The sequence below is a fragment of the Nocardiopsis sp. L17-MgMaSL7 genome (genome assembly GCF_003182025.1).
GTDB classification, from domain to species: Bacteria; Actinomycetota; Actinomycetes; order Streptosporangiales; family Streptosporangiaceae; genus Nocardiopsis; species Nocardiopsis prasina.
Genome location: NZ_QGTF01000007.1, coordinates 288,434 through 306,427, shown reverse-complemented (window position 1 = coordinate 306,427; position 17,994 = coordinate 288,434). Strand labels below are relative to the sequence as shown.

Genomic DNA, 17,994 nt, shown 5'->3' with positions numbered 1-17,994 from the left:
CGGAGCCCCAGGAACCCTGGGACGGCCGCGCGTCGAAGTCCGAACCCCACAGTTCACCGGCGGAACCGGAGTCCGGGGAGGACCACGGGGCAGCGTCGGTGTCGTGCGGGTCGGAACCAAGCGAGGCAGCGGAGTCCCGCGAAGACCAGGAGTCGCCAACGGAACCAGAGCCCTCGGGAGCACCGGAGGCAACCCCGGAGGGAGCCTCGGAATCCCTGGAACCAGGGGTCGAGGCCAGGGGCATCCATGCGTCCCGTGCGGAATCGGATCCCAGCGGAGAGCCGGAGTCCCGCGAATCCCACGAGTCGCTGGAGGAACCTGGGTCGCGAGGAGCGCCCGGAGTGTGCCCGGCAGTCGAGGACTCCGAGCCCCCGGACTCCCACCCGTGGCCGGAGAGGGACTCCTGCGGGTTCCACGGGTCCTGGGCGGAGGCGGGCTCCCCCGTCGCGGGAGCGGTGCGCTCACCGGCGGGAGCGGGCCCCTCCCACGAGCCGCGGGAGTTGGCCCAGCTGTCGTCCTCAGGGGGTAGCGGCACCTCGGCGCTGGCCGCGATGCCCGGGTACCCGGGCTCGCGGACGGCGAGGGGGTCCTCCCCCGGGAAACGGGTCACCGGCTCGTAGGCCGACGTGCCCGCACCCGGGTACGAGATACCGGGCGCCGAGGGCGGACCGCCCAGAGCGTCCGGGTAGGGCTCGACCATCGCCGGACGCGAGGCGCTCAACCCCGCGTAGCCGCCGCTGTCGGGGAAGACCGCGCCCTCCGCGCTCCCCTCCCCCGGGTTCGCGGCCGCGTCCTCCTCCAGGGGGTCCTGGTACTCCGACTGTGTGCGGTAGCGGTTCTCGCTGGGCTTGAACCAGGAGTCCCCGTCCGCATCGGACGCACGGTTGCCCGGCGTCCCGCCCCCGTTATCAGTCACTTGCCTGCTCTCCCGACAGCGCCGAAGCGCCCTCTCCCCGTCCGCACCGCAGTGTACGAACCGACAACGACGAAACGGCGGCGGGGCCACCCCCGGTGATGGGGGTGGCTGACCACCGCCGTCAGCTCAACCAACGTTCAGGTTGGACCTACCGGTTGTACGGACCGAAGTCGTACTCCTCCAGCGGAACGGCCTCGCCCGAACCCTGACCGAAGGTGTACTCGCTGGGCTCCTCGTAACCGGAGACCGAGTACATCGAGGCCTTGGCCTCCTCGGTCGGCTCCACCCGGATGTTGCGGTACTGCGGAATACCAGTACCGGCCGGGATGAGCTTACCGATGATGACGTTCTCCTTGAGGCCCAGCAGCGGGTCGCTCTTACCGTGGATCGCGTTCTCGGTCAGCACGCGGGTGGTCTCCTGGAAGGAGGCCGCCGACAGCCAGGACTCCGTGGCCAGAGAGGCCTTGGTGATACCCAGCAGCACCGGACGTCCGGCGGCGGGCTGGCCGCCCTCGGACACGACGCGTCGGTTGATCCGCTCGAACTTCGGCCGCTCGACCATCTCACCGGGCAGGAGCTCGGTGTCACCGGACTCCAGGATGTTCACCCGCTTGAGCATCTGGCGGACGATGATCTCGATGTGCTTGTCGTGGATGGACACACCCTGCGACTTGTACACCTCCTGGACCTCCGACACGAGGTGCTGCTGCACCGCGCGCGGGCCCTGGATACGAAGAACCTCGTGCGGGTTGATCGCACCCTGGATGAGCTGCTGGCCGACCTTGACGTGGTCGCCGTCGCTCACCAGGAGCTGCGCACGCATCGGGACCGGGTAGGCGATCTCGTCCGTGCCGTCGTCGGGGATGACGACGATCTTGCGGCTCTTCTCGGTGTCGTCGACCCTGATCCGGCCCTCCATCTCGGAGATCGGGGCCACACCCTTGGGGACGCGGGCCTCGAAGAGCTCCTGGACACGGGGCAGACCGTGGGTGATGTCCTGACCGGCCGAACCACCCATGTGGAAGGTACGCATGGTCAGCTGGGTACCGGGCTCACCGATGGACTGGGCCGCGATGATACCGATCGCCTCACCGACGTCCACCGGCTTGCCGGTCGCCATGGAGCGGCCGTAGCAGGTGGTGCAGACACCGATCTTCGCCTCACAGGTCAGCGACGAGCGGATGCGCACGCGGGTGACCCCGGCGGCGACCAGCTTGTCGATGTTCTGCTCGGAGGTGTCGGACAGCGCCGGAAGGACGAGGTTGCCCTCGGGGTCCAGCGTGTCCTCGGCGATGGTCCGACCGAAACCGGTGTTCTCGACGTTGTGCTTGCGCACGACGACGCCGGCGGCGTTCTTCTCACCGATCTCGTGCCACAGCGAACGGTCCGTGCCGCAGTCGATCTCGCGGACGATGACGTCCTGCGCGACGTCCACCAGACGACGGGTCAGGTAACCCGAGTCGGCGGTACGCAGGGCGGTGTCCGCCAGACCCTTGCGCTGACCGTGCGTGGAGATGAAGTACTCCAGCACGGACAGGCCCTCACGGTAGGAGGACTTGATCGGACGCGGGATGGTCTCACCCTTGGTGTTGGAGACCAGACCACGGATACCGGCGATCTGGCGCACCTGCATCGGGTTACCACGCGCACCGGACTGGACCATCATCCACACCGGGTTGTCGGCGGGGAAGTTGTCCTCCATGTCCTTGGCGACCTCGGCCGTGGCCTGGGTCCACACCTCGGTGAGCTCCTGACGGCGCTCGTCGTCGGTGATCAGACCGCGGTCGTACTCGCGCTGGATCTTGTCGGCCTTGCGCTCGTACCCGCCGAGGATCTCGGCCTTGCGCGGAGGCGCGACGACGTCCTCGATGCCGATGGTCAGACCGGACCGGGTGGCCCAGCGGTAACCGGCGTCCTTCAGGGCGTCCAGGGTCGTGGCGACCTGGACCTTGGGGTAGTTCTCGGCGAGGTCGTTGACCAGCACCGAGACCTGCTTCTTGCCCACCTGGAAGTTGACGTACGGGTAGTCCACCGGGGTGGCCTCGTTGAAGAGGTACCGGCCCAGCGTGGTCTCCAGGACGTAGACGTCGCCCTGCTCCCAGCCCTCCGGCGGCGTCCAGTCCTTGGGCGCGGGAGCGCCGTCGGCGATACGCAGCCGGATCTTGGCCTGGAGGTCCAGGTCGCCCAGGTCGTAGGCCATGATGGCCTCGGCCGGGGAACGGAAGGCACGACCCTCGCCCGCGGCACCCGCGCGCTCGGTCGTCAGGTAGAACAGGCCGATGATCATGTCCTGGGTGGGCATGGTCACGGGCTTGCCGTCGGACGGCTTGAGGATGTTGTTGGTGGCGAGCATCAGCAGCCGCGCCTCGGCCTGGGCCTCGGCGGACAGCGGCAGGTGCACGGCCATCTGGTCACCGTCGAAGTCCGCGTTGAACGCGGTGCACACGAGCGGGTGGATCTGGATGGCCTTGCCCTCGACCAGCTGCGGCTCGAAGGCCTGGATGCCCAGGCGGTGCAGCGTCGGAGCACGGTTCAGCAGCACCGGGTGCTCGGTGATGACCTCTTCGAGGACGTCCCACACGACGGGGCGGGACCGCTCCACCATGCGCTTGGCGCTCTTGATGTTCTGCGCGTGGTTCAGGTCCACCAGGCGCTTCATCACGAACGGCTTGAAGAGCTCCAGGGCCATCTGCTTGGGCAGACCACACTGGTGCAGCTTCAGCTGCGGGCCGACGACGATGACCGAACGGCCGGAGTAGTCGACGCGCTTGCCGAGCAGGTTCTGACGGAAGCGACCCTGCTTGCCCTTGAGCATGTCGGACAGCGACTTGAGCGGACGGTTACCGGGACCGGTGACCGGGCGACCACGGCGGCCGTTGTCGAACAGCGCGTCGACGGCCTCCTGGAGCATCCGCTTCTCGTTGTTGACGATGATCTCGGGCGCGCCCAGGTCCAGCAGCCGCTTGAGGCGGTTGTTCCGGTTGATGACGCGGCGGTACAGGTCGTTGAGGTCGGAGGTCGCGAAGCGGCCACCGTCCAGCTGCACCATCGGACGCAGGTCCGGCGGGATCACCGGGATGCAGTCCAGCACCATGCCCATGGGGCTGTTGGTGGTGTTGAGGAACGCCGAGACGACCTTGAGCCGCTTCAGGGCGCGGGCCTTCTTCTGGCCCTTGCCGGTGCGGATGGTCTCCCGGAGCTTCTCCGCCTCCTCGTCCAGCTCGAAGTTGGACAGGCGGTCCTGGATGGCCTGGGCGCCCATGCCGCCACGGAAGTACTTCCCGAAACGGTCGCGCATCTCGCGGTAGAGCATCTCGTCGCCCTCGAGGTCCTGGACCTTGAGGTTCTTGAAACGGCTCCACACCTCGTCGAGGCGGTCGATCTCGCGCTGGGCGCGGTCGCGCAGCTGGCGCATCTCACGCTCGGCGCCCTCGCGCACCTTGCGGCGCGCGTCGCCCTTGGCACCCTGCTCCTCGAGCTCGGCCAGGTCGGCCTCGAGCTTGCGGTGGCGCTCCTCGATGGTGGAGTCGCGACGCTGCTCCAGGTGCTGCTTCTCGACCGAGATCCGGGCTTCCAGCGACTGGAGGTCGCGCTCACGGGCCTCGGTGTCCACCCACGTGACCATGTAGGCGGCGAAGTAGATGATCTTCTCGAGATCCTTCGGCGCCAGGTCCAGCAGGTAGCCCAGGCGGGAGGGCACGCCCTTGAAGTACCAGATGTGCGTGACGGGAGCGGCCAGCTCGATGTGGCCCATCCGCTCACGGCGCACCTTGGCACGGGTCACCTCGACGCCGCAGCGCTCACAGATGATGCCCTTGAAGCGGACGCGCTTGTACTTGCCGCAGTAGCACTCCCAGTCCCGGGTCGGACCGAAGATCTTCTCGCAGAAGAGTCCGTCCTTCTCGGGCTTGAGGGTGCGGTAGTTGATGGTTTCGGGCTTCTTGACCTCGCCGTGCGACCACTGGCGAATGTCATCAGCGGTGGCGAGGCCAATCCGCAGCTCGTCGAAGAAGTTGACGTCGAGCACTTAATTCGTCCCCTGCTCTCGAATCCCGCGGAAGTTAGACCTCTTCGACACTGCTCGGCTCTCGCCTGCCCAGGTCGATTCCCAGTTCTTCCGCGGCGCGGAAGACGTCCTCGTCACTGTCCCGCATCTCGATGGACATACCGTCACTGGACAGCACCTCCACGTTCAGACAGAGCGACTGCATCTCCTTGATGAGCACCTTGAAGGACTCAGGGATGCCCGGCTCGGGGATGTTCTCGCCCTTGACGATGGCCTCGTAGACCTTGACTCGACCCACCACGTCGTCGGACTTGATGGTGAGCAGCTCCTGGAGGGCGTAGGCGGCACCGTAGGCCTCCAGCGCCCAGACCTCCATCTCGCCGAACCGCTGGCCGCCGAACTGCGCCTTACCACCCAGCGGCTGCTGCGTGATCATGGAGTACGGGCCGGTGGAACGGGCGTGGATCTTGTCGTCCACGAGGTGGTGGAGCTTCAGGATGTACTTGTAGCCGACGGAGATCGGCTCGGCGAAGGGCTCACCGGTGCGGCCGTCGAACAGGCGGGCCTTGCCGTCCTCGTTGATGAGGCGGTTGCCGTCCTTGTTCGGGCGGACCGACTGGATGAGGCCGCTGAGCTCGTCACCGTGCAGGCCGTCGAAGACCGGCGTGGCCACGCGCGAGTTCGGGTCGACCTCGGCCGCTCCGATCGCGTGCAGCGACTTCTGCCACTCCTCCTCGACCCCCTCGACCAACCAGCCGTTCTTGGCCAGCCAGCCCAGGTGGACCTCCAGTACCTGACCGACGTTCATTCGGCCGGGGACGCCCAGCGGGTTGAGGATGATGTCGACGGGGGTGCCGTCCTCCAGGAAGGGCATGTCCTCCTGGGGCAGGATCTTCGAGATGACGCCCTTGTTGCCGTGACGACCGGCGAGCTTGTCACCGTCGGTGATCTTGCGCTTCTGGGCCACGTAGACGCGGACCATCTCGTTGACGCCGGGGGCGAGCTCGTCGCCCTCGTCGCGGCTGAACACGCGAACGCCGATGACCTTGCCGGTCTCGCCGTGCGGCACCTTCAGGGAGGTGTCGCGGACCTCGCGGGCCTTCTCACCGAAGATGGCGCGCAGCAGGCGCTCCTCCGGGGTCAGCTCGGTCTCACCCTTGGGCGTGACCTTGCCGACGAGGATGTCGCCGTCGACGACCTCGGCGCCGATGCGGATGATGCCCCGGTCGTCGAGGTCGGCGAGGACCTCCTCGCTGACGTTGGGGATCTCGCGGGTGATCTCCTCCGGGCCGAGCTTGGTGTCACGGGCGTCAACCTCGTGCTCCTCGATGTGGATCGAGGAGAGGACGTCGTCCTGCACCAGACGCTGGCTGAGGATGATCGCGTCCTCGTAGTTGTGCCCCTCCCAGGACATGTACGCCACGAGGAGGTTCTTGCCCAGCGACATCTCGCCCTGGTCCGTGGACGGACCGTCGGCGAGGACCTGCTTGACCTCGATGCGCTGACCCTCGTGCACGATGGGGCGCTGGTTGAAGCAGGTTCCCTGGTTGGAGCGCTGGAACTTGCCCATGCGGTACGTCTTGCGCGTGCCGTCGTCAGCCATCACGGTGACGTAGTCGGCGGTGACGTCCTCGACCACACCGGCCTTCTCGGCGATGATGACCTCGCCGGCGTCGGTGGCGGCGCGGTACTCCATGCCGGTGCCGACGAAGGGCGACTCGGCGCGCAGCAGCGGCACGGCCTGGCGCTGCATGTTGGAGCCCATGAGCGCGCGGTTGGCGTCGTCGTGCTCCAGGAACGGGATCATGGCGGTGGCGACCGACACCATCTGGCGCGGCGACACGTCCATGTAGTCGACCTCGTCGGTGCTGACCTGCTCGAACTCCCCGCCCTTACGGCGGACGAGCACGCCGGCCTCGGCGAAGCTCCCGTCCGGGTTCATCGGGGTGTTCGCCTGCGCGATGACGTAGAGGTCCTCTTCGTCAGCGGTCAGGTAGTCGACCTGGTCGGAGACCTTGCCGCCGATGATCTTCCGGTACGGGGTCTCGACGAACCCGAAGGAGTTCACCCGGCCGTAGGCGGCGAGCGAGCCGATCAGACCGATGTTCGGGCCCTCAGGCGTCTCGATCGGGCACATGCGGCCGTAGTGCGAGGGGTGCACGTCACGGACCTCGAAGCCCGCGCGCTCACGGGACAGACCGCCCGGACCCAGCGCCGAGAGACGGCGCTTGTGGGTCAGACCCGCGAGCGGGTTGGTCTGGTCCATGAACTGGGACAGCTGCGAGGTGCCGAAGAACTCCTTGATGGAGGCGACGACGGGACGGATGTTGATCAGGGTCTGCGGCGTGATCGCCTCGACGTCCTGGGTGGTCATCCGCTCGCGGACGACGCGCTCCATACGGGCCAGGCCCAGACGGACCTGGTTCTGGATGAGCTCGCCGACGGTGCGCAGGCGACGGTTGCCGAAGTGGTCGATGTCGTCGGTCTCGACCGGACGGAGGCCGAGGACGGTCTCCTTCTCGACCTCACCGGCGTGCAGGCGCACGAGGTAGTCGATGGTCGCGACGATGTCCTCTTCGGTGAGGGTGCCCTGCGTGAAGTCGGTGTCGAGGCCGAGCTTCTTGTTGATCTTGTACCGGCCGACCTTGGCGAGGTCGTAGCGCTTGGGGTTGAAGTACAGGTTCTCCAGCAGCGCCTGGGCCGACTCCTTCGTGGGCGGCTCTCCCGGACGCAGCTTGCGGTAGATGTCCAGCAGCGCGTCGTCGGTACCGGCGGTGGGGTCCTTCTCCAGGGTGTTGCGGATCGACTCGTACTGGCCGAAACGCTCCAGGATCTGGTCCGTGGTCCAGCCCAGCGCCTTGAGCAGGACGGTGACGCCCTGCTTGCGCTTACGGTCGATGCGGACGCCGACGAAGTCGCGCTTGTCGACCTCGAACTCGAGCCAGGCGCCGCGGGACGGGATGACCTTGCAGCCGAAGAGGTCCTTGTCCGAGGTCTTGTCGACGGACTTGTCGAAGTACACGCCCGGGGAGCGGACCAGCTGGGACACGACAACGCGCTCGGTGCCGTTGATGATGAAGGTGCCCTTGACGGTCATGAGCGGGAAGTCGCCCATGAACACCGTCTGGCTCTTGATCTCACCGGTGTCGTTGTTGATGAACTCCGCCGTGACGAACATCGGGGCGGAGTACGTCATGTCCTTGTCCTTGCACTCCTCCTCGGAGTACTTGGGCGGCTCGAACCGATGGTCACGGAACGAAAGAGACATCGTGCCCGAGAAGTCCTCGATCGGGCTGATCTCCTCGAAGATCTCTTCGAGACCGGACTGCTCCGGAACGTCCTTGCGGCCGGCGTTGCGGGCCGTCTCGACCCGGGTCTTCCACGTGTCGTTGCCCAGCAGCCAGTCGAACGACTCGGTCTGCAGGGCCAGAAGGTTCGGAACCTCGAGGGGTTCCTGGATACGGGCGAAAGAAACGCGGTGCGGACCAAGGGCGTTAGCGGAGGCGTTGCGCGAGGCTGCCAACAGGGGTCCTTCCGAAGGCTTGTGGCGGTTGAAGCGCGCACGCCAGACGATCCGTCACGAGAGGGACCGCCGCAACGCGGTTGAGACGGTCACATCGAGCGGGGACGGGCCTTCCGGATTCCAGAAAAATGGGATGGCGGAAGCCGTACACCGACACAGGGATCACCAAAGGGCAGCGCAAAAGAGCAGTGTAGCCGAACACCACACCGCTGTCCACTCACGGTCCACAGCGCCACTCACGACACCGGCAGGATCACCCCTGGAGGGCGATCCGTCAAGCCCGGCGTGCGGCCACCAGCACCCCCGTGAGGGACCGGTGGTCCCGGGACGGACCCGGTCGACGACACCAACGCCACCGCGCACATCCCCGGGGGAAGGCCCTGGACCATCAGGGTGAAACAGCGCGCCTGCCCTGGCCCCACGGGGGATGTGAGCCAACGGACACCCGGAAGGATTCCCCCGCCCCAGGCGGGTAAACACTCTCTCCGGAGCCCGTCAGGATTCCCGGGACGGGAGATTATCGCGTCCCGGGGACAGTTCGCACACGGGAACTCGGGGTCCACGTCCGCGAACCGCCCCAGCTTCGCACATCACCCAGCTCACGACGGTTCAGACACGGCGTCGTTCACGACATACGGGACGTTGGCCCGCCACCCCCCGGGGACCTTCGGCCCCCGAACCCTGTCCGGAACCTCCCGGTTCCCGGAGGACCGAATCCCGGCGGATCCCCGGAGGCGCCCCCGGACACGAGAAAGCGGCCGCCCCTCCCCGTAGGGAGGAACGGCCGCTTCACGCAGACCAGCGGGCGACTGGCGCCCGCGGAGGACTACTTGAGGGTGACGGTGGCGCCAGCGCCCTCAAGGGCGGCCTTGGCCTTCTCCGCGGCCTCCTTGTTCACGCCCTCGAGGAGCGCCTTCGGGGCGTTGTCGACGAGGTCCTTGGCCTCCTTGAGACCCAGGCTCGTGAGGCCGCGGACCTCCTTGATGACCTGGATCTTCTTGTCGCCAGCACCCTCGAGGATGACGTCGAACTCGTCCTTCTCCTCCTCGGCGGCCGGGGCGGCACCGGCGGGGCCGGCGGCGACGACGGCGGCCGGGGCGGCGGCGGTGACGTCGAACTTCTCCTCGAACAGCTTCACGAACTCGGAGACCTCGAGGAGGGTCATGCCCTCGAACGCGGCAAGCAGTTCCTCGTTGCTGAGCTTCGCCATGATGCGATCTCTCTTTCTCTAACGACACGGGCGCCCATCGGCGCATCGTGCGAGCCAGTGGCCGGGCCCGGTGGGCACCCGCCGTGGTTCATGGAAATTAAGCGGCTTCCTCGGCACGCTTGTCCGCCAGGGCCTGCGCGAGACGCGCGGTCTTGAGCGGAAGCGCCTGGAAGACGGCGGCGGCCTGGCCCTGCTTGGCCTTGAGCGCACCGGCCAGCTTCGAGAGGAGAACCTCTCGGGACTCCAGATCGGCCAGCTTGGTGACGTCCTCGGCGCTCATCGACTTACCGTCGATGATGCCGCCCTTGATCACCAGAGGCGTGTTCGTCTTCGCGAAGTCACGCAGACCCTTCGCGGCCTCGACGACGTCCCCGTGGACGAAGGCGATGGCGGACGGGCCCTCGAGCAGATCGGTGATCTGCTCGTCGACGCCGGCCTCCTTGACCGCGATCTTGGTCAGCGTGTTCTTGACGATGCGAAAACGCGCTGTCTGACCGAGGCTGCGGCGCAGTTCAGTGATCTGCGCGACAGTGAGCCCCCGGTATTCGGTCAGCACGGCGCCGTTAGACTCACGGAACTCGTCCGTGAGTTCGGCGACCGCGGCTGCCTTGTCCGGCCTCGCCATGGGACTCCTTCCAACAGTGAACGCTGGTTGATTCCCAAGGGCTCCATGATCGGCGTCAGCACGAGAAAAAGCCCCGAGCGCGAGGCGCACGGGGCACGACCGCGTTCTCAGTACGTGGCTGGCACGTTCCGGAACGGGAAAGCTCTGGTGACACCTGCGCGGGCGCCCATCAATGGGTCCTTGGGTCACCCGAGCGGGTGACGACCAGCGGTCTTCGGCAAGTACCAATGCTAGCCGACGACCGGAGTGCTCGGGTAGTCGAGCGGGCCCGGATCGGGTGATCACCGACACGTGCCGCGCTCCCCTCCTCCACCGGAGGCCGGGATGACACCATGGGACGCCCGAGCCCCCCCGCTCCGAAGGAGTCCCCTCCGCTGTGGAATCCCCCCGTTCCGCCCTGGCCCTGGCCTGCGCCCTCTCCGTCGCCCTGTCCGGATGCGCGCTCTTCCCCTCCGCCGACCGGCCCTGGTACGAGGAGGCCGACACCGAGGCACTGCTCGCAGCCCTGGCCGAAGCGGCCTCGGACGCCGACAACTACACCCTCGAACTCGGCTTCGGCCCCGGACCCGCGGGCGGGACGGGGACGCTGCTGACCTACGAGGTGTCGGACTCCCCTGCCGCCGTGCGGGCCACGCTGAGTGCCCCCGAGGGCGGCCCCGAACTGGTGGTGGTCTACCCGGAGGAGGGGCAGGCCCTGCTGCTCGACTCCGAGAACCTGCTCGGCGCGCCCACCGAGTGGGTCCGGGGCGACTCCCTCCTGCCCTCGCCCTCCCCGGCCGAGGTTCTCGACCTCGGCTCCCTGGGCAATCTGGTCGGCCTGCTGTCCGCGATGCGGGGGGCCGACCCCGGCACCTCGGAGAACATCGGGGAGACCGGCACGCTCCCCCTTCACGGGTTCCTGCCCGCGTTGGCGGAGGGTTCCGGCCCCGAGGAGCGGGCCGCCTTCGCGCCCCTGCTCGGCGAGGACGTGTCGGGACGGCTGGACGTCTCCGTCTGGGTGGACGCCGAGGGCTTCCCCGTCCGCATGGAGTCCGCCGGACCCACCTCCTCGCTGTGGCTGGAGTTCTCCGAGCGGGGCGACACGGCCTTCCATGTCCCCAACGGCGACGAGGTGAGTGAGCCCGTGCGGAACTGACACCCGCCCCATGGGAACCGGAAGGGGTGGAATGTCCGTCTGAGGTGCGAACATGGAACTCACTTGGGCGCACCCCCTCTCTGACGCGCCCTCTCAGAGAAAGCACACGTACGCGTGAAGACCCGTAAGCCCGCCGCGATCGCCGCCGGCTCCCTCTCCCTCCTCCTCGCCCTCACCGCCTGCGGTAACGAGGAGCCCGCCGCCGAAGGCACCGCCGACGCCGACGAGGCCTCCTCCGGCTCCGCCCTGGAGGAACTGCTGGGCAACATGGGTTCCAGCACCCAGGAACTCACCAACTACACCCTCGACATGGAGGTGCAGACCCTCGACCCCACGGCCGAGGGCGACGTCACCGTCACCTTCAACTACCAGGTGACCGACGACCCCGCGGCGATCCTCGCCACCGTGGACATGCCCTTCCTCGGCGAGACGATGTTCGAGCTGATGTCCATGGCCGGAGGGGTCCCCGACGGCGTCACCGCTGAGGACCTGGGCGCCTCCACCGTCCTGCTCACGGAGGACGGCGACACCCTCATCGCCGACCCCCACGGCGTCTACGGTGCCGGGACCCCGTGGTTCCGCGGGGAGGTCGACGAGAACGCCGACCCGACCGAGAGCTTCGACGTCGAGGCGCTCCCCGACCTGGCCGGCGCCTTCTCCGACCTGGAGGACGTCACCGAGGTCGGCACCGAGGAGATCGACGGCGTCGAGACCACCGTGGTCGAGGGCACGATGTCCACGGGCGACATCTCCGAGCTGAGCGCGGAGGAGCGCGGCGCCGTGGAGAAGCTGTTCAGCGGCGGCCTGGAGAGCGCCATGGACGCCAAGCTCTGGCTGGACGCCGACGGCTTCCCGATGCGCATCGAGTTCTCCGACGACGAGTCCGACGTCTGGATGGAGTTCTCCGCTATCGGCTCGACCTCCTTCGACATGCCCTCCGAGGACGAGATCGGCACCGTGTAACACCCCCGCACACGCGAAACGGCCCCCGCACTCCCTGAGGAGGGCGGGGGCCGTTCGTGTGTCACACGGGGCCGGGGCGGACGCGAACGCGCGCCCCGCAAGGAAGGCCCTAGGCGTCGAGCGGGATGCTCGGGCCCATCGTGGTGGTGACCACGGCCTTCTTGATGTAGCGGCCCTTGGCGGCGGACGGCTTGAGGCGGTTGACCTCGTCGATCGCGGCCTGGTAGTTCTCCAGCAGCTTGGGCTCGTCGAACGAGACCTTGCCGATGATGAAGTGCAGGTTCCCGTGGCGGTCCACGCGGAACTCGATCTTGCCGCCCTTGATCTCGGTCACGGCCTTGGCCACGTCCGGGGTGACGGTACCCGTCTTCGGGTTGGGCATGAGGCCACGCGGACCGAGCACGCGGCCCAGGCGGCCGACCTTGCCCATGAGGTCCGGGGTGGCCACGACGGAGTCGAAGTCGAGGAAGCCGTTCTGGACCTTCTCGACCAGCTCGTCGTCGCCGACGATGTCGGCGCCAGCGGCACGAGCCTGCTCGGCACGCTCACCGGTCGCGAAGACCAGGACCCGAGCGGTCTTGCCGGTGCCGTTCGGCAGGTTCACGGTGCCGCGGACCATCTGGTCGGCCTTGCGCGGGTCGACGCCCAGGCGCAGGGCGACCTCGACGGTCGCGTCGAACTTGACGTTGGTGGTCTCCTTGGCCAGCTTCAGAGCCTCGGCGGGGCTGTAGAGCCGGTCGCGGTCCACCAGGTTCGTGGCTTTGCGGTGGTTCTTGCTGCGCTTCACGCTGTTCTCCTACGGGAACGTGTGGTCCTAGGGCCAGCGCTGGCCCTGCCACGGTGGTTCTTGCCGTCGAGCAACCCCGAGGGGAGCTACTTGACCTCGATGCCCATCGAGCGGGCGGTGCCGGCGACGATCTTGGACGCGGCCTCGATGTCGTCGGTGTTGAGGTCGGGCAGCTTGGTCTGCGCGATCTCACGGACCTGGTCGGCGGTGATCGAACCGGCGGTGCTGCGACCCGGGTCGGTGGCGGCCTTGTCCAGCCCGGCGGCCTTCAGGATCAGCCGAGGCGCCGGGGGCGTCTTGGTGATGAAGGTGAAGGAGCGGTCCTCGTAGATGGAGATCTCGACGGGGATGACGCTGCCGCGCTGGGCTTCCGTAGCAGCGTTGTACTGCTTGCAGAAGTCCATGATGTTGACGCCATGCGGACCGAGAGCGGTACCGACGGGCGGCGCCGGGGTCGCCTGACCAGCGGGGAGCTGCACCTTGACGAGTGCGGCAAGTTTCTTCTTCGGAGGCATATCGGGTCCTTTGCCTGATCTGCGTTGTGTGCCGATCCCTGCCTCCCCCACGGCGCCACGGGCCACGGGGACCGCGGTGGAACCGCTGCCGAAGGAGGCTGTCCGTGCCAGGGGCACGGGGTCACGGCCCGTCGGGACCGGACGGACCGGAGCGCGTTCCGCCAGGGTTCGCACCCGGGTGGGACAGCGCGACAGTGGGTCCGCCCCGCGAGGGACGGACCCACCAAGTCTACGTCGCCCGGACAGTGGTCCGGGCGGGTTGTGGGAAAGGCCCCACGGGGTCAGATCTTGGCGACCTGGTTGAACGAGAGCTCGACCGGGGTCTCGCGACCGAAGATCGACACCAGCACCTTGAGCTTCTGGGTGTCGGCGTTGATCTCGCTGACCGTGGCGGGCAGGGTCGCGAACGGACCCTCCATGACGGTGACGGACTCGCCGACCTCGTACGCCACGTCCGAGCGGGAGTCGGAGCCACCGCCGCCGGACCTGGCCTGCTGGGCCTGCTCCGGCTCCTCCTCCGGCTCGGGCGCCAGGAGCTTGGCCACCTCGGTGAGGCTGAGCGGGGCGGGCTTGTTGGACAGGCCCACGAAGCCGGTGACGCCGGGGGTGTTGCGGATGGCGGACCAGGACTCGTCGGTCAGGTCCATGCGGACGAGGACGTAACCGGGCAGGACCTTCTCGGTGACCTGCTGGCGCTTGCCGCTCTTGACCTCGGTGACCTCGTGCTCGGGCACCTCGACCTGGAAGATGTACTCCTCCATGTTGAGGGACTGGGTACGGCTCTCGACGTTGGCCTTGACCCGCTTCTCGTAACCCGCGTAGGTGTGCACGACATACCAGTCGCCGGGCAGGAGGACGAGCTCGTTGCGGAACTCCTCGACGGGGTCGAGACGGGGCAGCTCGGGCTCCGCGTCGGCCTCTTCGACCTCTTCGGCGTCCTCGGTGCTCTCGTCGGCCTCTTCGGTCAGCTCGGGGCTGTCGGCGTCGGCCGGCTCGACCGCTTCCTCGGACAGCTCGCCCGCCAGGCCGGTCTCTTCCGCCGACGACTGATCCGGCTCCTCTTCGGGGAAGTCGTCAGAGGTCAGTGGGGACTCGGACACGGCTGCTCTTTCTCTCGTCGGATTCGCTAGTGCGCACGACGCACGCCGAAAACCGGCCGTGCGTCGAACCCAGTCCTGCCAGCTTACGGTCTCTCCGGGCGAAGCGGGACCAACGCGCGGACGAGCGTGACCGGACGAGGTCCGGTCGGAAGGAACCGGGTGAGGGTGGACACGGCCACCGTCGAGGGCGCCCGAGAAGGGGCGCCGAGCGGGGCTGAACGTCGGAGCTAGGCTCCGGCGGGACGGCCGAAGGTGCCGTAGAGCCAGGTCACGGCCTCACCGAAGGCGAAGTCCATGAGGGAGACGTAGGCGAGGACGATCACGACGAACACCATCACGACGATGGTGTAGGTGACCAGTTCCTTGCGCGTGGGCCAACGGACCTTGCGGAGTTCTCCGACGACCTGCTTGGTGAACGTCACCGGACCGGTACGACGCTTCGGCTCCTTGTCGGGCTTCGCGTCGGCGTCAGTCTGAGTCACCTGGGGTCCTTAGGGTCGCGGGTTGCTTCGTATCCCCGTAGTTCCGTCGCCCTCGCGGCCGGGGCGGCGACGATGCGTCACCCCGACCACGCGCGGACTTGCAGGGCAGGAGGGACTCGAACCCCCAACCGCCGGTTTTGGAGACCGGTGCTCTGCCAATTGAGCCACTGCCCTTAGCGGAAACTGCGTTCCCCACCATAGCCGGTCCGGAGTGCTGTCGCACACCCTTGTGGATGTTGCGCCCGCACGGCGACCGGCCGACGCCGACGATTGTATGCCCTCACCGCGGCTCCGGACAAACCGGTTCGGTGCCCGCCCGGTGCGGCGAAGTGGCACGTGACACGATGGGGACATGACTGAGCGACCCCGTGTCTCCGCACGTATCAGCGCCATCTCCGAGTCCGCCACCCTCGCCGTGGACGCCAGGGCCAAGGCCATGAAGGCGGAGGGACGACCCGTCATCGGCTTCGGCGCGGGCGAGCCGGACTTCCCGACCCCGGACTACGTCGTGGAGGCGGCCGTGGCCGCCGCGCGCGACCCCCGCTTCCACCGCTACACGCCCGCCGCCGGACTGCCCGAGCTGCGCGCGGCGATCGCGGAGAAGACGCGGCGCGACTCCGGCTACGAGGTGGAGCCCGCCCAGGTCCTGGTGACCAACGGCGGCAAGCAGGCCATCTACGAGGCCTTCGCCGCCATGCTGGACCCGGGCGACGAGGTCATCGTCATCGCCCCGTACTGGACCACCTACCCGGAGTCGGTCCGGCTCGCCGGGGGCGTGCCGGTCTTCGTCGTCACCGACGAGAGCACCGGGTACATGGCCGGTGTCGAGCAGTTGGAGGCCGCGCGCACCGAGCGCACCAAGGTGCTGGTCTTCGTCTCGCCGTCGAACCCGACCGGAGCCGTCTACCCGCGCGAGCAGGTGCGGGCCGTCGGCCGCTGGGCGCACGAGCACGGCCTGTGGGTGCTGACCGACGAGATCTACGAACACCTCGTGTACGGCGACGCCGAGTTCTCCTCGCTGCCCGTCGAGGTGCCCGAGATCGCCGACCGCACGGTCGTCGTCAACGGTGTCGCCAAGACGTACGCGATGACCGGCTGGCGCGTGGGGTGGATCATCGGCCCGAAGGACCTCGTGAAGGCCGCGGGCAACCTCCAGTCGCACGCCACCTCCAACGTCGCGAACGTTTCCCAGGCCGCCGCGCTGGCAGCCGTCTCCGGAGACCTGACGGCCGTCGAGGAGATGCGCGAGGCCTTCGACCGCCGCCGCCGGACCATCGTGCGCATGCTCAACGAGATCGACGGCGTGGTGTGTCCCGTGCCCGAGGGGGCGTTCTACGTCTACCCGTCCGTCAGGGGGGTCCTCGGGAGGAGCATCCGCGGCCGGACGCCGAGCACCTCCGCCGAACTGGCCGAGGTCATCCTGGAGGAGGCCGAGGTCGCCGTGGTGCCCGGCGAGGCCTTCGGGACACCGGGCTACCTGCGCCTGTCCTACGCGCTGGGCGACGAGGACCTGGTGGAGGGCGTCAGCCGCATGCAGAAACTGCTGGGCGAGGCGGAGTAGCCCCCACCGGCACCGACGACGGACGACGCGCCCCTGGCTCCGGCCTGGGGCGCGTTCGCGTCGTGTGCTGTTGGCCATTCCTGGCACGCTTGGTGCCCTTCATGCGGCAGGCTTGGTTCATGGAGACACCGACCACCGCTCGCCGACTGGATCGGCTGCCCAAGGCCCACCTGCACCTGCACTTCACCGGCTCGATGCGCCACGACACGTTGGTGGAACTGGCTGAGGAGCGCGGGGTGCACCTGCCCCAGGCCCTGGTGAAGGAGTGGCCTCCCAAGCTCAGGGCCACGGACGAACGCGGCTGGTTCCGCTTCCAACGCCTCTACGACATCGCCCGCTCCGTGCTGCGCAGGCCCGAGGACATCCACCGCCTGCTCCTGGAGGCCGCCGAGGACGAGCGGGAGGCCGGTTCGGGGTGGCTGGAGATCCAGGTCGACCCCAGCGGGTACTCCTCGCTCTTCGACGGGCTGACCGCGACGCTGGAACTGATCCTGGACGCCGCCCGCGTGGCGGAGCGCGAGACGGGTGTGGCGATCGGCCTGATGGTGGCCGCCAACCGGACCCGGCACCCCCTGGACGCCCGGGCCCTGGCCCGCCTCGCCGCCCAGTACTCGGGCCGCGGCGTGGTGTCGTTCGGGCTGAACAACGACGAGCGCCGCGGCCGGGCGCGGGAGTTCGAGGCGGCCTTCCGGATCGCCAAGCGCGCCGGGCTGCTCTCCACGCCCCACGGCGGGGAGCTCAACGGCCCGCGCAGCGTCCGGGAGTGCCTGGACGAGTTGAACGCGGACCGGATCGGTCACGGGGTGCGCGCCGTGGAGGACCCCTACCTGCTGGAGCGCATCGCCACCCAGGAGGTGACCCTGGAGGTCTGCCCGACCTCCAACGTGGGCCTCGGGGTCTTCGACCAGCTCGACCGCGTCCCGCTGCGCAGGCTCTACCAGGCCGGTGCGCCCATCGCCCTGGGAACCGACGACCCCCTGCTGTTCGGGCCGCGCCTGGTGGAGCAGTACCGGATCGCCCGTGAGGTGTTCGGGTTCACCGACGCCGAGCTGGCCGACCTCGCGCGGATGTCGATCCGGGGCGCCGGGGCACCCGACTCCCTGAAGAAGCAGCTGCTCTCCGGGGTGGACGACTGGCTGGCCGGCGAACCGGAGCCGTTGGGCGGCTGAAC

General features: G+C 68.3%; 12 protein-coding genes and 1 tRNA gene. 4 read left to right on the top strand and 9 right to left on the bottom strand.

The genetic code is table 11. The features are described 5' to 3' along the window. Positions 1 to 1,064: 1,064 nt before the first annotated feature. From BDW27_RS14975 to rplJ, 4 genes are all read right to left on the bottom strand, one after another. A complete protein-coding gene (locus BDW27_RS14975; RefSeq protein WP_017543014.1) occupies positions 1,065 to 4,943 on the bottom strand; it encodes a DNA-directed RNA polymerase subunit beta' in 3,879 nt (1,292 codons plus the stop codon). 34 nt (positions 4,944 to 4,977) lie between these two features. After that, the gene (gene rpoB / locus BDW27_RS14970) at positions 4,978 to 8,445 is read right to left on the bottom strand and encodes a DNA-directed RNA polymerase subunit beta (protein ID WP_110049740.1); all 3,468 of its coding nucleotides are present in this window, start codon (positions 8,443 to 8,445) and stop codon (positions 4,978 to 4,980) included. A gap of 826 nt (positions 8,446 to 9,271) precedes the next feature. Further along, on the bottom strand, positions 9,272 to 9,655 hold the full coding sequence (rplL, locus tag BDW27_RS14965) for a 50S ribosomal protein L7/L12 (protein WP_110049738.1): 384 nt from the start codon (positions 9,653 to 9,655) through the stop codon (positions 9,272 to 9,274). 97 nt (positions 9,656 to 9,752) lie between these two features. Continuing rightward, the gene (gene rplJ / locus BDW27_RS14960) at positions 9,753 to 10,280 is read right to left on the bottom strand and encodes a 50S ribosomal protein L10 (RefSeq protein ID WP_110049736.1); all 528 of its coding nucleotides are present in this window, start codon (positions 10,278 to 10,280) and stop codon (positions 9,753 to 9,755) included. Positions 10,281 to 10,656: 376 nt separating this feature from the next. Here rplJ and BDW27_RS14955 point away from each other — a divergent pair, with 376 nt between their 5' ends. Together BDW27_RS14955 and BDW27_RS14950 are read left to right on the top strand one after the other, a co-directional pair. Further along, positions 10,657 to 11,415 (top strand): hypothetical protein, encoded by a 759-nt coding sequence (locus BDW27_RS14955; protein WP_110049735.1) that lies wholly within the window; start codon positions 10,657 to 10,659, stop codon positions 11,413 to 11,415. Between the two features lie 114 nt (positions 11,416 to 11,529). After that, entirely contained in the window at positions 11,530 to 12,378 is an 849-nt protein-coding gene (locus tag BDW27_RS14950; protein WP_110049733.1) for a hypothetical protein, read from the top strand. 109 nt (positions 12,379 to 12,487) lie between these two features. Here the strand turns inward: BDW27_RS14950 and rplA are convergent, their stop codons facing one another. The 5 genes from rplA to BDW27_RS14925 form a co-directional block, all read right to left on the bottom strand. Beyond that, a complete protein-coding gene (gene rplA / locus BDW27_RS14945; RefSeq protein WP_049569194.1) occupies positions 12,488 to 13,165 on the bottom strand; it encodes a 50S ribosomal protein L1 in 678 nt (225 codons plus the stop codon). 86 nt (positions 13,166 to 13,251) lie between these two features. Further along, the gene (rplK, locus tag BDW27_RS14940) at positions 13,252 to 13,680 is read right to left on the bottom strand and encodes a 50S ribosomal protein L11 (RefSeq protein WP_049569197.1); all 429 of its coding nucleotides are present in this window, start codon (positions 13,678 to 13,680) and stop codon (positions 13,252 to 13,254) included. A gap of 281 nt (positions 13,681 to 13,961) precedes the next feature. Beyond that, positions 13,962 to 14,780, bottom strand: a complete 819-nt coding sequence (gene nusG, locus BDW27_RS14935) for a transcription termination/antitermination protein NusG (protein WP_110049731.1) — start codon at positions 14,778 to 14,780, stop codon at positions 13,962 to 13,964. 227 nt (positions 14,781 to 15,007) lie between these two features. Further along, the gene (gene secE, locus BDW27_RS14930; RefSeq protein ID WP_017543023.1) at positions 15,008 to 15,262 is read right to left on the bottom strand and encodes a preprotein translocase subunit SecE; all 255 of its coding nucleotides are present in this window, start codon (positions 15,260 to 15,262) and stop codon (positions 15,008 to 15,010) included. Between the two features lie 101 nt (positions 15,263 to 15,363). Then, a tRNA-Trp gene (locus tag BDW27_RS14925) sits at positions 15,364 to 15,436 on the bottom strand. Between the two features lie 178 nt (positions 15,437 to 15,614). On the opposite strand from BDW27_RS14925, the gene BDW27_RS14920 reads away from it, so the two are divergent. Both BDW27_RS14920 and BDW27_RS14915 read left to right on the top strand, forming a co-directional pair. Further along, positions 15,615 to 16,823, top strand: coding sequence for a pyridoxal phosphate-dependent aminotransferase (locus BDW27_RS14920; RefSeq protein WP_110049729.1), 1,209 nt, complete (start codon positions 15,615 to 15,617; stop codon positions 16,821 to 16,823). Positions 16,824 to 16,942: 119 nt separating this feature from the next. Beyond that, complete coding sequence (locus tag BDW27_RS14915; RefSeq protein ID WP_110049815.1) at positions 16,943 to 17,992, top strand: adenosine deaminase; 1,050 nt, start codon at positions 16,943 to 16,945, stop codon at positions 17,990 to 17,992. Positions 17,993 to 17,994 lie beyond the last annotated feature (2 nt).

What these genes read in the sequence shown, in the direction of transcription:
- rplL (WP_110049738.1), bottom strand. Translation starts at nt 9,655, where the DNA reads ATGGCGAAGCTCAGCAACGAGGAACTGCTTGCCGCGTTCGAGGGCATG.
- rplJ (WP_110049736.1), bottom strand. Translation starts at nt 10,280, where the DNA reads ATGGCGAGGCCGGACAAGGCAGCCGCGGTCGCCGAACTCACGGACGAG.
- rplK (WP_049569197.1), bottom strand. Translation starts at nt 13,680, where the DNA reads ATGCCTCCGAAGAAGAAACTTGCCGCACTCGTCAAGGTGCAGCTCCCC.
- BDW27_RS14920 (WP_110049729.1), top strand. Translation starts at nt 15,615, where the DNA reads ATGACTGAGCGACCCCGTGTCTCCGCACGTATCAGCGCCATCTCCGAG.
- BDW27_RS14915 (WP_110049815.1), top strand. Translation starts at nt 16,943, where the DNA reads ATGGAGACACCGACCACCGCTCGCCGACTGGATCGGCTGCCCAAGGCC.